Annotated in this window: 10 protein-coding genes; all 10 read left to right on the top strand. The window is 69.4% G+C overall.

What is annotated here, in order from left to right; all coding sequences use genetic code 11:
* The first annotated feature begins 343 nt into the window (after positions 1-343).
* The 10 genes from leuA to AVL59_RS56930 all read left to right on the top strand — a co-directional run bounded on the left by leuA (position 344) and on the right by AVL59_RS56930 (position 15093).
* Positions 344-2065, top strand: coding sequence for a 2-isopropylmalate synthase (gene leuA / locus AVL59_RS39845; protein WP_067314289.1), 1722 nt, complete (start codon positions 344-346; stop codon positions 2063-2065).
* 184 nt (positions 2066-2249) lie between these two features.
* Complete coding sequence (locus tag AVL59_RS39840) at positions 2250-2945, top strand: TerB family tellurite resistance protein (protein ID WP_067314288.1); 696 nt, start codon at positions 2250-2252, stop codon at positions 2943-2945.
* 176 nt (positions 2946-3121) lie between these two features.
* Positions 3122-5197, top strand: a complete 2076-nt coding sequence (locus AVL59_RS39835; RefSeq protein WP_099053203.1) for an MMPL family transporter — start codon at positions 3122-3124, stop codon at positions 5195-5197.
* A 56-nt stretch (positions 5198-5253) separates the two neighbouring features.
* On the top strand, positions 5254-6438 hold the full coding sequence (locus AVL59_RS39830) for a sensor histidine kinase (RefSeq protein ID WP_067318317.1): 1185 nt from the start codon (positions 5254-5256) through the stop codon (positions 6436-6438).
* Positions 6435-7100 (top strand): response regulator, encoded by a 666-nt coding sequence (locus AVL59_RS39825; protein ID WP_067314286.1) that lies wholly within the window; start codon positions 6435-6437, stop codon positions 7098-7100. Before AVL59_RS39830 ends, AVL59_RS39825 begins: the two co-directional genes overlap by 4 nt.
* Complete coding sequence (locus AVL59_RS39820) at positions 7097-8290, top strand: sialidase family protein (RefSeq protein ID WP_067314284.1); 1194 nt, start codon at positions 7097-7099, stop codon at positions 8288-8290. Before AVL59_RS39825 ends, AVL59_RS39820 begins: the two co-directional genes overlap by 4 nt.
* 93 nt (positions 8291-8383) lie before the next feature.
* Positions 8384-8962, top strand: a complete 579-nt coding sequence (locus AVL59_RS39815) for a hypothetical protein (RefSeq protein WP_208870527.1) — start codon at positions 8384-8386, stop codon at positions 8960-8962.
* Entirely contained in the window at positions 8962-9642 is a 681-nt protein-coding gene (locus AVL59_RS39810) for a hypothetical protein (protein WP_067314283.1), read from the top strand. Before AVL59_RS39815 ends, AVL59_RS39810 begins: the two co-directional genes overlap by 1 nt.
* Positions 9642-14414: a putative T7SS-secreted protein gene (locus tag AVL59_RS55885; protein WP_079147220.1), complete on the top strand. Its 4773-nt coding sequence runs from the start codon at positions 9642-9644 to the stop codon at positions 14412-14414. Before AVL59_RS39810 ends, AVL59_RS55885 begins: the two co-directional genes overlap by 1 nt.
* Positions 14407-15093 carry a DUF7919 family protein gene (locus AVL59_RS56930; RefSeq protein ID WP_443732247.1) on the top strand — a complete coding sequence of 229 codons (687 nt, stop codon included), beginning with the start codon at positions 14407-14409 and terminating at the stop codon, positions 15091-15093. Before AVL59_RS55885 ends, AVL59_RS56930 begins: the two co-directional genes overlap by 8 nt.
* The last annotated feature ends 55 nt before the right edge of the window (positions 15094-15148 follow it).

Raw genomic sequence — 15148 nt, 5'->3', positions numbered from 1 at the left:
ACCCTTGCACTGAGTCACTTCGGTGTCACTACCTGCGACCATGATTGGTGAAATAGGGTGACAATCCGGTGACTCGACGCTCGCGTTCCGTAGCGTGCGTGATATGGCGCACCATTTGTCCATTTTGTTCGTGCGGTTCCGCATACTGATACGGGCCCGCGCATCCGGGGCGCCTCGGCTACGCTGCGGAGCATCATGCGTTTCGGGCTGCTTCTCCTTAGTTGCCGCGGCGAGGGCCTGTAGACAAGGCCGACTCCCTCCCCGCGGAGCTTTGGCGTTGCGTCGTCGGCCGTCCTTCCGGACACCGGACTCAACCGGACATCTTCGAGGAGCCCACGCCATCATGGCCAACCGCCAGCAGCCCAGTTCTCTGCCGATCCACAAGTACGGCCGCTACGAGCAGGTCGACATCCCGGACCGCACCTGGCCGGAGCAGCGCGTCACCGTCGCCCCCCGCTGGCTCTCCACCGATCTGCGCGACGGCAACCAGGCCCTGATCGACCCGATGTCCCCCGAGCGCAAGCGCCGGATGTTCGACCAACTGGTCAAGATGGGCTACAAGGAGATCGAGGTCGGCTTCCCCGCCTCCGGCCAGACCGACTTCGACTTCGTGCGCTCGATCATCGAGGAAGAGGGCGCGATCCCGGACGACGTCACCATCTCCGTGCTGACCCAGGCCCGCGAGGACCTGATCGAGCGGACGGTGGAGTCGCTGAAGGGCGCCAGGCGCGCCACGGTCCATCTGTACAACGCCACCGCCCCGGTCTTCCGCCGGGTCGTCTTCCGCGGCTCCAAGGACGACATCAAGCAGATCGCCGTCGACGGCACCCGCCTGGTGATGGAGTACGCCGAGAAGCTGCTGGGCCCCGAGACCGAGTTCGGCTACCAGTACAGCCCCGAGATCTTCACCGACACCGAGCTGGACTTCGCGCTGGAGGTCTGCGAGGCGGTCATGGACGTCTACCAGCCGGGCCCGGGCCGCGAGATCATCCTCAACCTGCCCGCCACGGTGGAGCGTTCGACCCCCTCCACGCACGCGGACCGCTTCGAGTGGATGCACCGCAACCTGTCCCGCCGCGAGTACGTCTGCCTGTCCGTCCACCCGCACAACGACCGCGGCACGGCCGTGGCGGCAGCCGAGCTGGCGCTGATGGCCGGCGCCGACCGCGTCGAGGGCTGTCTGTTCGGGCAGGGCGAGCGCACCGGCAACGTCGACCTGGTCACCCTGGGCATGAACCTGTTCTCCCAGGGCGTCGACCCGCAGATCGACTTCTCCGACATCGACGAGATCCGTCGTACGTGGGAGTACTGCAACCAGATGGAGGTCCACCCCCGCCACCCGTACGTGGGCGACCTGGTCTACACGTCCTTCTCCGGCTCCCACCAGGACGCCATCAAGAAGGGCTTCGACGCCATGGAGGCCGAGGCGAAGGCCAAGGGCGTCACCGTCGACGACATCGAGTGGGCGGTGCCGTACCTGCCGATCGACCCGAAGGACGTCGGCCGCTCCTACGAGGCCGTCATCCGCGTCAACTCGCAGTCCGGCAAGGGCGGTATCTCCTACGTCCTGAAGAACGACCACAAGCTGGACCTGCCGCGCCGGATGCAGATCGAGTTCTCGAAGAACATCCAGGCCAAGACGGACGCCGAGGGCGGCGAGATCACCCCGAAGGAGATCTGGGCCGTCTTCCAGGACGAGTACCTGCCGAACCCGGACAACCCGTGGGGCCGCATCCAGGTCCGCACCGGCCAGTCGACGACGGACACCGACGGCGTGGACACGCTGACCGTCGAGGCCACCGTCGACGGCCGGGACACCGTCCTGACCGGCTCCGGCAACGGCCCGATCTCCGCCTTCTTCGACGCCCTGCAGTCCATCGGCATCGACGTACGCCTGCTCGACTACCAGGAGCACACGATGAGCGAGGGCGCCTCCGCGCAGGCCGCCTCCTACATCGAATGCGCGATCGACGACAAGGTCCTGTGGGGGATCGGCATCGACGCGAACACGACGCGTGCGTCGCTGAAGGCGGTCGTCTCCGCGGTGAACCGCGCGACCCGCTGACCGCTCTGACCGGCACTTTCGGGGCCCTGGCCGTCGTATACGACGGCCAGGGCCCCGTCACTTATCGGCCATCGCGCCCCGGAGGTCACAGAAAGGTCTCGTACGAGGTACTGACTCAGCCTCCGTGATGTGGCTAACATCACGCCAGCGCGGCGATGTTGCCGTGCGGTTACGGAGGTGCGACGTGCTGCCAGTACGGGGACGAGACGGCCGTGCCACCAGGGCTGTGCGCATCCTGGGCACCCGCACCGCATGGACACCCGTGGGCGACGGCGAGTTCTTCTGCCCCGGCTGCGGAGGCGACCGCAACTACCAGCGGCTCACCGGGCGCCGCCGCTTCACCCTCCTCGGCGTGCCCGTGCTGCCGCGCGGGGCGACCGGACCCGTCGTGGAGTGCGCGTCCTGCCGCCACCACTACGGCACCGACGTCCTCGACCATCCCACCACCCGCCGCTTCTCCGCGATGCTCCGCGACGCCGTGCACACCGTCGCCCTCGCCGTGCTCGCCGCCGGCGGCTCAGGCTCCCGTACGGCCCTGGAGACGGCCGCCGCCGCCGTCCGCACGGCCGGTTTCGAGGACTGCACCGAGGACCAGCTGGCCGCCCTGGTCGAGGCACTCGCCGCCGACACCGGCCGGGTGCTCGGCGGACCGTGCGGGGCGAGCCTCGCCATAGAGCTGCACGAGGCCCTCGACCCGCTCGCCCCCCACCTCGCCCCGGGCGGCCGCGAGGGGCTCCTCCTCCAGGCGGCCCGTATCGCGCTGGCCGACGGCCTCTACACCCCCGCCGAACGCGACGCCCTCGCCACGATCGGCGCGGCCCTGACCATCTGCACCGACGACGTGAACCGGCTGCTCGCCGCCGCGCGCACACCGTCCTGACACCCGTCCGGCCCGGCGCACACGCCCTCCCGGTACTCCCCGGGGAGTAAGGGCGCCCCTCGGACACCCGTGGCAGTACCCCCGAACTCGCCCCCACGCCCGACGATCGCGGCCCGCCGCGACGGAAGTCTGGAAGCCGTATCCAGACATCCGTCACAGAGGGAGGGCCGGTTTCCATGGGGGCCGCGAGAACACGTGCGACAGGCGGGCGAAGGGGACTGCCCTGGCTGGTGCTGGGCCTGTGGGTGGTCCTGCTGGCCGTGGCGGGGCCGTTCGCCGCCAGGCTCGCCGACGTCCAGCACGACCGGGCGACCGACTACCTGCCCGCGTCCGCCGACTCCACCCGGGCCGCCAGGCTCCAGGACCGGCTGCCCGGCGGCGAGAGCACCGACCTGGTCCTCGTCTACCACCGTGCGGGCGGCCTCACCGCCGCCGACCGGACGACGGCCGGACGCCAGGTGGCGACGATCGCCCACCGCCACACCCTGACCACCGCCCCGCGCGGCGTCCCGTCCGCCGACGGCACCACCCTGATGTACCCGGTCACCAGCAACGAGCCCGGCACCGACGAGAAGAAGCGCGACGGCTTCGTCGACGACGTCCGCCAGGTCGCCCACGGCCAGGGCGCATTGACGGTCGAGGTGGGCGGCCCGGCAGCCCTCGCCACCGACGCCTCCGGGGTGTACGCCTCCCTCGGCGGGCCCCTGCTCTACACCACGGTCGCCGTCGTCGCGATCCTGCTGATCCTCATCTACCGCAGCCCCCTGCTGTGGCTGGTCCCGCTCGTCGTCGCCGGCATCGCCGACTTCCTCGCCCGAGCCGCCGCCTACGGCCTCAACCAGGTCTTCGGCACCGCCGTCTCCGGCCAGAGCGCGGGCATCATGACGATCCTCGTCTTCGGCGCCGGCACCGACTACGCCCTGCTCCTCGTCTCCCGCTACCGCGAGGAGCTACGGCGCCACGAGCGGCCGTACGACGCGATGCGGGCCGCGCTGCGCGGCTGCGGGCCCGCCGTCCTCGCCTCCTCCGGCACGGTCGCCGCCGGGCTGCTGTGCCTGCTCGCCGCCGACCTCAACTCCAGCAGGGGCATGGGCCCGCTCGGCACCGTCGGCGTGCTGTGCGCGCTGGCCGCGATGCTGACGCTGCTCCCCGCCGTCCTGGTCCTGCTGGGCCGCCGCGTGTTCTGGCCGCTCGTGCCCGCCCACGGCAGCACCCCGAAGGAGCGCCGGTCGCTGTTCGCCGCGATGGGCTCCTCGGCCGGGCGCCGCCCGCTGACCGTCCTCGCCTCCGGAGCCGTCCTGCTCGGCGCCCTCGCCCTGGGCACGCTGAACCTGCCCGGCCCGCTCAAGCAGTTGGACACCTTCGTCGACCGGCCCGGCTCCGTCACCGCGATGGACACCCTCGCGAAGGCCTTCCCCGAACGGTCGGCGCAGCCCGTCGAGATCCTCACCCCGGCGGACCGCGCCGACGCCACGCTGGCGGCGGCCGAGGGCACCCGGGGCGTGGCGAGCGCGCGGAAGGGCCGTACCGGCGGGGGCTGGACCGAGATCTCGGTGACCGCGTCCGCCCCGCCCCAGTCCGCCGCCGAGACCGCCACCATCCAGGCGCTCAGGGACCGGCTCGGCGGCTCCTACGTGGGCGGGCCCAGCGCCCAGCAGCTCGACCTGAAGGACACCGACGCCCGCGACCGGCTGGTCGTCGTACCGATCGTCCTGCTCTCCGTGCTGCTGATACTGATCGTCCTGCTCCGCTCCCTGGTCGCGCCGCTGATCCTGGTGGCCGCCGTGGTGGCGGTGTGGGGCGCGGCGCTCGGCGTCGGCGGGCTGGTGTTCGGACCGCTGTCCGGCTTCCACGGCACCGACCCCGGTCTCGGCCTGCTGTCCTTCGTGTTCCTGGTCGCCCTCGGCGTCGACTACGGCATCTTCCTGATGCACCGCATGCGCGAGGAGTCGCTGCGGGGCATGGAGCCGGCCGAGGCCGCGCTGACCGCCCTGCGCACGACCGGCGGGGTCATCGCCTCCGCCGGGCTCGTCCTCGCCGCCACCTTCGCCGTGCTGACCGACATGGGGCTGGTCCCGCTGGCCGAGCTGGGCCTCGTCATCGCGGTCGGCGTCCTGCTGGACACCTTCCTCGTCCGCACCTACCTGGTGACCAGCGCGAGCGTGGCGCTGGGGCGGCGGGTGTGGTGGCCGGGGCGGCTGTCCGGGACACCGTCCGCGGGCCGGGAGCGCGTCCCGGAACCCGTGGGCTGACGTGGCCTGACCTCCGGGTGCCCCCGCTCTCGGCAGGGGCACCCGCCTACCGGAAGATGAACCCCGTGCAGGCAACCATCACCGCCGTCCGGCCCCGACGGGCCTTCGCGTCCCTCGGCCAGCTGCGGCAGGACGCGTGCCTCGCCGTCGCCCTCGCCGCCCTGGCCTCCGTGATCGCGGTGACCGTCGGCAGCGGACGGCACCCGGACGCGCTCGGCTGGGTCCTGCTGCTCGGCCTCCACGTGCCGCTGGCCCGGCGCCGCACGGCACCGCTGACGGTGCTGGCGCTCACGATCCCGCTGATCGCGCTCTACCACCAGCAGAACTACAACCACTCCGCGCCGACCGCCGCCTCCATGGTCGTCCTCTACACGGTGGCGGTCATGAGCGGCCCCGTGCGCACGGCGGTCATCGGCTGCGCCGTCATCGGGCTCATGCTGGTCCTGAAGATCGGCCACGGCATGGCCGGGCTCGCGGTGTCGTTCCAGATCACCGGCTGGATCGTCTCCATGCTCGTGCTGGGCGGCTACATCCGCGTCCACCGGGAGAACGCGGCCGCCGCCCTCGAACGCGCCGAACGCGCCGAACGCACCCGCGAGGAGGAGGCCCGCCGCAGGGTCGCCGAGGAACGCCTGCGCATCGCCCGCGACCTGCACGACCTGCTCGCCCACAGCATCACCCTCATCGGCGTGCGGACCTCGGTCGCCGCCCACGTCCTGGCCGCCGACCCCGGCCGCCTGGACCGGGCCGCCGTCGCCGAGGCCCTGGACGACATCGCCGAGACCTGCCGCACGGCCCGCGGTGAACTCCGCACGACCCTGGAGGTCCTGCGCGACCCCGGTTCCCCGGACTCCCGCGGCCCGCTGCCCGGCCTGCACGGGCTGCCCGACCTGGCGAAGACGGCACGGGCCGAGGTGGACCTGGAGGCCCGGGCCGACGGCGTCCCGCCCGCCGTGGGCGCCGCCGCCTACCGGATCGTGCAGGAGGCGCTCACCAACGCCGTACGGCACGGCGGCCGGGACGATCTCACCGTGCGTGTGCACGTGTACGAGCACGACGGCGCCCTGTACGTCCGGGTCACCGACGACGGCGTGGGCGGCGGCGACGGCCCGCCCGGCTACGGCCTCGTCGGCATGCGGGAGCGGGCCCGCAGCGTCGGCGGCACCGTGGACGCCGGAGCGCGCAAGGACGGGAAGGGCTTCGAAGTGACGGCCGTACTGCCCCTGGGAGGGCCGAGATGATCCGGGTGCTGCTCGCCGACGACCAGACCCTCGTCCGGGCCGCGTTCACGATGCTGGTCGAGTCCGCGCCGGACATGGAGGTCGTCGGCCAGGCGGCCACCGGCCGCGAGGCCGTCGGCCTCGCCCGCGCCGAGCGCGCCGACGTGGTGCTGATGGACATCCGCATGCCCGGCCTCGACGGCATCGAGGCCACCCGGCTGATCGCCGCCGACGAGGACCTGGCCGGGGTGAGGGTGCTCGTCCTGACCACCTACGACACCGACGAGCACATCGTGGACGCGCTGCGCGCCGGCGCCTCCGGGTTCCTGGTGAAGGACACCCGTCCGGCCGACCTGCTCGACGCGATCCGCACCATCGCCGCGGGCGAGGCGCTGCTCTCCCCGGGGCCGACGGCACGCCTGATCGAGCGGTTTCTGCGCAGCCCCTCCGCGCCCCCGACGGGCGGTCCCGATTGCCTCTCGGACCGTGAACGAGAGGTGCTGACACTGGTCGCCCATGGCCTCAACAACACTGAAATAGCTGAGGTGTTGGGGCTGAGCCCGCTCACCGCGAAGACCCATGTGAGCCGGATCATGGGCAAGCTCGGGGCGCGCGACCGGGCCCAGCTGGTCGTCGTGGGCTACGAGTCGGGGCTGGTCATTCCGGGCAGCATGGGTGCGTGACGCCGCTCCACCGCACGCTCCTCACCACGCTCGCGCTCCTCACCTCGCTCACCGCACGCCTGCCCGCCCACGCGACCCCCGCCCACGCGAGCTCCGGCTGCACCACCTCGGTGCCGTACGTGTCCGGCGCGGGCGGCTATCACACGTACCGGATCCCCGCGATGGTCAGGACCGGGCACGGCACCGTCCTGGCCTTCGCCGAGGGCCGGCACGACGGCGCCGGCGACAGCGGCGACATCGACGTCGTCCTGCGCCGCTCCGCCGACGGCGGCTGCACCTGGGGCCCGCTGACCGTGGTGGCCGCGGGGGAGGGGAACACCCGGGGCAACCCGGCGCCCGTGGTCGACCCGCGCTCCGGCGCCGTCGTCCTCGTCACCTCGTACAACAGCGGAGCCGTGACGGAGGCGCAGATCATGCGTGGCGAGACCGGCGAGGAGCGCGGCCGCCGGGTGTTCGTGCAGCGCAGCTGGGACGACGGCCGCCACTTCACCTCCCCGAAGGAGATCACGGCCGAGGTGAAGCGGCGCGGCTGGCGCTGGTACGCGACCGGCCCCGGACACGGGGTCGCCCTGACCCGGGGCCCGCACACCGGCCGCCTGCTGATCCCCGCCAACCACTCGGCCGCCCCGCCCGCCGGCTCCCACGACACCGGCGTGGAGTCCAAGTACTACGGCGGCCACGCCCTCTACAGCGACGACGAGGGGCGCACCTGGCACCTCGGCTTCGTCGACGACACCTACGACGGCGTGACCAACGCCAACGAGACCAGCGCCGCCCAACTCCCGGACGGCCGCGTGTACTTCAACTCCCGCCAGCAGAACGGCAAGGCCGTTGGCCACCGCATCGACGCCTACTCCCGCGACGGCGGCCAGACCCTGGAACGCCCCTACGCCGTCCAGCCCACCCTGAACGACGTGCCGGTCGTCCAGGGCAGCGTCCTGCAACTACACGGCCACGAGGCACCGCTCCTGTTCTCCGCCCCCTCCGTGCCCACGGCCCGCCGCGCCATGGCCCTGTGGTCCAGCACGGACGACGGCCACACCTTCACCAAGCTGCAGACCCTCTCGGCCGAGCGGGCCGCCTACTCCGACCTCGTCCAGCTCGGCTCGGACACGGTCGGCGTCCTCTACGAGACGGGCGCGAAGGGGACTTACGACACGATCGAGTTCCGGCGCTTGAGCGTGCCGTAGCCGGCCGCGTGCACGGATACATTCGGCCAAGGCCGTCCAACGGGCCGGGAGCCGCGTTGCGATCGTCAATGTGCTGGTGTGATGATCCCGGGCGTGGCTGAACTCGGGGGCGGAGCCGACTCGGCGGGGCGGATACGCAGGTCAAAGCTGGTGGAGTACGCGGAGCTGGCCAGGTCGGACGTACGGACCGAGGCATCTCCATTGGTGCACGCGACCCCTGCTCCCCCTGAGGTGGACGAGGTCGCTCGCGGGCGGCGTGAGTTCGCGGCTGTGCTGGGCGAATTCCGCCGCCGGGTCCTCGTCCCCTACGGGGAGAACGGCGACGCCCTGACGGTGGAGACGCACGGGGCGCGGTGGCTGCTCGCGTTCACCGACGAGGCCGCGCTTGCGCGGTTTGCGCGGGCGCGCGGTGAGGCCGACCGGACGTGGCGGTACCGCACGGTGTGGGGCGCGGCGGTGCTGGACGCCGGAGTACCGGCGGTGGCCGAGGCCGGGCTGCCGTGCGGGGTGCTGGTGGACGCGGGTGACGGCGAGCGGGGGCTGGTGCTGCCACCGGTCGCCGGAATAGTGCCGGAGGCGGTCGCCGTGGCAGGGCCGGAGAGCGGTATGCGTGGCGTGGTGGACATGGACTCGGGTACCGAGGCCGGACGACCGACCGGGGAGGGAAGGTAATGGAGGCGACACCGAACGGAGGCGGGGGCGCGGGTTCCGCATCCTCCGGCGGCAGTGGGAGCGGCGGGCAACCGGACCTGCGGGTAGAGGGCCTGAACTCGATCGCGGAGGGGATCAACAAGGCGCTGAGCGAGATGGATTCGCTGGGTGGGATGAAGGGCTGGGCGGGCGCGGGGCGGGGTTTCACCAGCCTGGAGATGACCGGCATGGACGTCGGTGATGACCATCTGGGCGCGGTGCTGCACACCTTCTGTGAGCGCTGGCAGTGGGGTGTGCGGGATCTGATGCGGGAAGGCAACGCGTTCGCGGAGGCGATGGGCCTGGCGGCGGGCACCTTCCACCAGACGGACGAGTATGTGAAGGGCTCGATGAAGATCGCCTACAACTCGGCGGTCGGGGATCCCTTCGCCTCCAACGACAAGGTGGAGAAGGAGAGCGTGGACCAGATCAACCACGCCTCGATGACCACGGGTTACGGGGACAAGGACCGCGAGAACCTGGTGAACTCGGTGCGGCGGACGGGCAAGGGCATGCTCTGGGACGTGGCGACGGCCGAGGTGCCGGGCGATCCGATCAGCCCGTCGATGATGCGTGATGCGGCCGGGATGAGTGACGAGTCGTACGACGCCGAGGTGGAGAAGGTGCTGGGGCCGCGCCCCAAGGGCGGGGACGGTAACTGATGTCCTTCTCCAGCGGGTTGAACGGTGCCCTGGGGTCGCTGAAGTCCGGGTACGACCACGTCAAGCGGGCCACGGGTCATGTCATCGACGAGGGCGCCCATGGCGTGGGCGACGCGCTCGACTGGGCCGGTGCGCACGGTGTGGCCGACAAGGTCGACGACTGGGGCGATGGCGTCGCGAACAAGCTCGGCGCGCATGTGGACGAGCAGCAGCTGGACGAGACCGAGGACCCGAAGGAGCTCATCCACGGGGATCCGGCGAAGCTGCGGGAGACGGCCGGGCATCTGCGGAATTTCGGGTCCTCGTTCGGCGCGGTCGCGTCCGGTATGTCGAAGCTGGATTCCTCGCAGTGGACGGGGGAGGCAGCCGACACCTTCCGGGAGAAGTTCTCCACGCATCAGGTCAAGTGGCGTCAGGCTGCGGAGGCGTGCGGGGAGGCGGCCTCGGCTTTGGAGAACTTCGCGCACACGGTGGAGTGGGCGCAGGGGCAGGCTCGGGAGGCGGTGGCGAAGTACCGGCAGGGCAAGACGGCCTCCAAGGCGCACCAGGAGCAGGTGCGGACGTACAACGACGCGGTCGATGCGGGCAAGAAGGATCCGGGGCCGAAGCCCTCGGAGCAGGATCCGGGTGATGAGGCCAAGCACGCGGCCGAGCAGATGCTGGCCGCCGCCCGCCGCCAGCGCACCCACCTCGCCTCCGAGGCCGCCGACAAGGTCAAGGCTGCCTTGCAGCACGCCCCGCATGAGCCGTCGGCCGTCGACCAGCTCAAGTTGGACGGTGCCGATGGCCTGGATGCCGCCAAGACGGAGGACATGCGTTTCTTCGGCGGTTTCGTACGCGGAGTCGGCGACCTGAACAACATGCTCCGCAACGCCAACCCGCTCGATCCCTATGCGGTCACGCATCCTTACGAGGCGCTGCAGGCCAAGGTGGAACTGCTGGGCAGCGCCGTCCACATGGTCACGCACTCCAATGAGACCGGCAACCAGCTGTGGAATTCCTTCCTGCAGGACCCGGGTGGGTTCGGCGGCGAACTCCTGCCCCAGTTCCTCATCCCGGAGGCGGGGGCGGAAGGAGTCGCAGCGGACGGGGTCCGGGTCGCGGAAGACGGGGTGAAGGGGGCCGAGGAGGCGGCGGCCGGGGAAGGCGGTGCTGCGGAGGCTGGCGCCGAGGGTGGGGGCGGGGACTCCGCGGCAGACGCTGCCAGGAGCCACCCCGACGAGCACGACACGGCCAACCCCGGCAAGAAGGTCGAGAAAGATCCCACGGATCCGGTCGATCTCACCACCGGCAAGATGTACCTGCCGCAGACGGACGTGACCCTGCCCGGCGTGCTCCCTCTGATCTTCAAGCGGCGCGTGGAGTCGGGCTACCGCTACGGCCGCTGGTTCGGCCCGTCCTGGTCATCGACGATCGACCAGCGCCTGGAGATCGATTCCGAGGGCGTCGTGTTCATCACCGAGGACGGCATGCTCCTCGCCTACCCACATCCTGCACCCAGCCTGCCCACGCTCCCCAGCCACGGCCCCCGCTGGCCCCTGGACCGCGTGGCCGACGGCTACACGATCACCGACCCGAGCACCCGCCGCACCTGGCACTTCGCCGACCGGGGCGAGAACCTGGCGGTCCTGGAACAGATCGACGACCGCAACGGCAACTGGATCACCTTCGAGTACGACGCCGAGGGCAGCCCCCTTCAGATCATGTCCAGTGCAGGCCACGGCGTGCGCATATCGACGGAGGCGGATCGGGTCACGGCGCTCCACCTGGTGACCACCGGCCAGGAACTGAAGCGCTATGGCTACACCGAAGGGAACTTGACGGAGGTCATCAACTCCTCCGGCCTGCCCCTGCGCTTCACCTATGACGAGGCGGGCCGCGTCACCTCCTGGACGGACACGAACGACCGCGGCTACTCCTACGCGTACGACGACCAGGACCGCTGCATAGCCGAGGGCGGCTCGCACGGCCACATGACCCTGCGCCTGTCCTACGACGAGACCGACCCCGAGACCGGCCTGCGCGTCACCACTGCGACCACCGCCGAGGGCCACAGCCGCCGCTATGTGGTCAACGACGACTTCCAGGTGGTCGCCGAGATCGACCCGCTCGGCGCGGTGACCCGCTTCGAACACGACCGCTACCGCCGCCTCCTCGCCCACACCGACCCACTCGGCCACCGGACCACGTTCCGCTACGACGAGACCGGCAACCCCACATCGGTGATACGCCCGGACGGCCGCGAGGCGAGAGCGGAATACAACGAACTCGGCCTGCCCGTGAAGGTGGTCAATCCCGACGGCACAGTGGTCCGCCAAACCTACGACGCGCGAGGCAACCGCACCTCGGTGACGGACGTGGCGGGCCAGACCACCTGCTTCACCTACACGGATGCCGGCCACCTGACCTCTGTAACTGATCATCTGGGCAACACGACGACGGTTGCGTGCGACCGCGCGGGTCTCCCGTTGGAGATCACGGACCCGCTGGGCGCGACCACCCGCTACGAGCGGGACGCCCTTGGGCACCCGATCGCGATCACGGACCCCACCGGCGCGAGGACGCTGCTGGAATGGTCGACCGAAGGCCACCTGACCCACCGTACGGCCCCTGACGGCACAACCGAGTCCTGGGCGTACGACGGTGAGGGCAACTGCACCAGCCACACCGATCCGATCGGCGGCGTCTCCCGCTTCGAGTACACCCACTTCGACCTGCTGACGGCGCGCACAGGCCCGGACGGGGTCCGCTACGAGTTCGACCACGACATGGAACTGCGGCTGACGAAGGTCACGAACCCGCAGGGCCTGACGTGGACGTACGAGTACGACGCGGCGAGCCGTCTGGTGACGGAGACAGACTTCGACGACCGCACGCTGACCTACGCCTACGACCCCGCAGGACGTCTCGCTTCGCGCAGGAGCGTTCTCGGCGAGGTGGTGTCCTTCAAGCGGAATGAGCTGGGCCAGGTGACCCGCAAGGACGCGGCCGGCCAGGTCACGACGTACGCCTACGACCTGACCGACCAGCTGGCACAGGCAACCGGCCCCGACGGCACCACCCTCACCCTCCTCCGCGACTGCCACGGCCACCTGCACTCGGAGACGGTCAACGGCCGCACACTGCGCTACACGTACGACGAACTGGGCCGCCGCACCGGCCGCACGACCCCCACAGGCGCCACGACAACCTGGTCATTCGACGCCACCGGCCGCCGTACCGGCATGGTGGCCTCGGGCCGCGCTATCGACTTCACTTACGACGAGGCAGGCCGCGAACTGTCCCGCCGTATCGGCGGAACGATCACTCTGGAACACGCCTTCGACACGCTGGGCCGTCTGACGACCCAGTCGGTGACCGGGGCGGAGGGCCGCACGGTGCAGCACCGGGCGTACACCTACCGCGCCGACGGCAACCTCATCGGTATCGATGACCACCTCTCCGGCTCCCGCCACTTTGACCTGGACTCAACGGGCCGCGTGACGGCGGTGTACGCGGCGGGCTGGACGGAACGGTACGCATACGACGAGGCGGGCAATCAGACACAGGCGAGCTGGCCGTCCGCCCACCCGGGCCAGGAGGCAATCGGCATCCGCGAGTACTCCGGTACGCGCATCACGCGCGCCGGAAACGTTCGCTACGAACACGATGCCCTCGGCCGCATCACCCTGCGCCAGAAGACCCGCCTGTCCCGCAAGCCGGACACCTGGCGCTACGAATGGGACGCCGAGGACCGCCTGACCTCGGTGACGACCCCGGACGGCACGCGCTGGCGCTACACCTACGACCCACTAGGCCGTCGCACGGCGAAATTCCGCCTCACTGAGGACGGCGAATCGGTCATAGAGCGAGTCGACTTCACCTGGGACGGCACCACCCTCTGCGAACAAACCACGACATCCCCCGACCTCCCCAACCCGGTCACCCTCACCTGGGACCACCAGGGCCTGCGCCCCCTGACCCAAACGGAACGCATTACCGAGGCCGACTCACCCCAGGACGAGATCGACTCCCGTTTCTTCGCCATCGTCACCGACCTGGTCGGCACCCCGAGTGAACTCATCGACGAACAGGGCGACATCGCCTGGCGCACCCGCAGCACCCTGTGGGGAACGACGGCGTGGGCGGCCAACAGCACCGCCTACACACCCCTACGCTTCCCCGGTCAGTACTACGACCCCGAAACCGGTCTCCACTACAACTACTTCCGCCACTACGACCCCGAAACCGCCCGCTATTTCGCGCCAGACCCTCTCGGCCTTACTGCCGCTCCCAACGCCACTACGTATGTCCAAAACCCGCACACATGGGCCGATCCACTTGGGTTGTCCCCATGCGTCGAGCCACCTACTGACCTCGCTGATCCGCGTGCTGGAGTCGCTCAGCCCATTGCAGGACTGCGACAAGATGGAACTAAGGTGATTCATGGGCACGGTGGATATTATGGAGACGGCACTTTTCAGGTGCCCGAGGGGACTACACTCTACATGTACGTAGAAGATGGGAAAAGGCTTGACGCCATGCGAGGCTTGAGAATAGCTGGCCCCGGAGGTCCATCCGTCGAGCCGGTGCAAGTATTCCATGCGGGTGACATAGTTCCCAACTATACTTTGTCCCCGCTAGGCCGTAATCCGCATACAGGCCTCCCGATGAAATATCGCGAAGGGTCAATAATTGTCGACGAGCCAACGCTGCTGAGTGACATACTCGAACCGAATATGGGGGTGTGTCACTGGGTGGCATGCCGGAGACCAGGGTTTGGACATGGCTGATTTTGCAGATCTAACAGTTTATTCTTATGGAGACTCCCCCATTCCTATGAAGAACATTGGATGGCTGGGGCGGTCTTTCGGAGTTCCGACAGGTGAAGGGGGGGTCAACTCGCAAGCGCTGGCGCGCCTTGAATTTGAGATCCGAAAGCCCAGGAGCTTGGCTCTCGGTGTACATGAATGCGAGTTCTGCAGATCAAACCCGCCCGTGACCGGGAACGGGGAAATTCACATTTTCGGAACCGATGGGACTACGTACAGCACCCCAACCATGATCGTGCACTACATTCGTGACCATGCATACTCGCCGCCTAGCGAGTTTGTTTCCGCGCTGTTGCGCGAAGTTCCGCTGGAATGGGACGAGCGAGCGGTAGCTTTTTCACACATGCTACAGGAGCCGGAGAGTGACCCCGCCTGGAAAGTCAACGCACTACTCGATCTGCCCAACTGGAGTGACCCGCGAGCCTATCAGGCGGCATTGAATGCAACGAGAGACCAAGAGCTTCGGGAAATTGCAGACTATGAACTCGGGGTAACGCTCGGAGAGTTTTGGGCTCAGGTTAATAAAGTTGACGATCAAGTCTACCAGGGGTTGGACTCGCTTACGCAGCAATACGCCATTGAGGCATTTTGTAAAATGATTCAAGTGGCGAGGAAATCTGGAAATCCTGAAGCACCCTGATGCCGTGTGCCAGTCATCGGGCCAGGCAGGAAACTTCATCTTCCGGAAGGGCAAT

Source organism: Streptomyces griseochromogenes (assembly GCF_001542625.1).
Classification (GTDB): Bacteria; Actinomycetota; Actinomycetes; order Streptomycetales; family Streptomycetaceae; genus Streptomyces; species Streptomyces griseochromogenes.
This window is presented reverse-complemented; position numbering and strand designations above follow the sequence as displayed.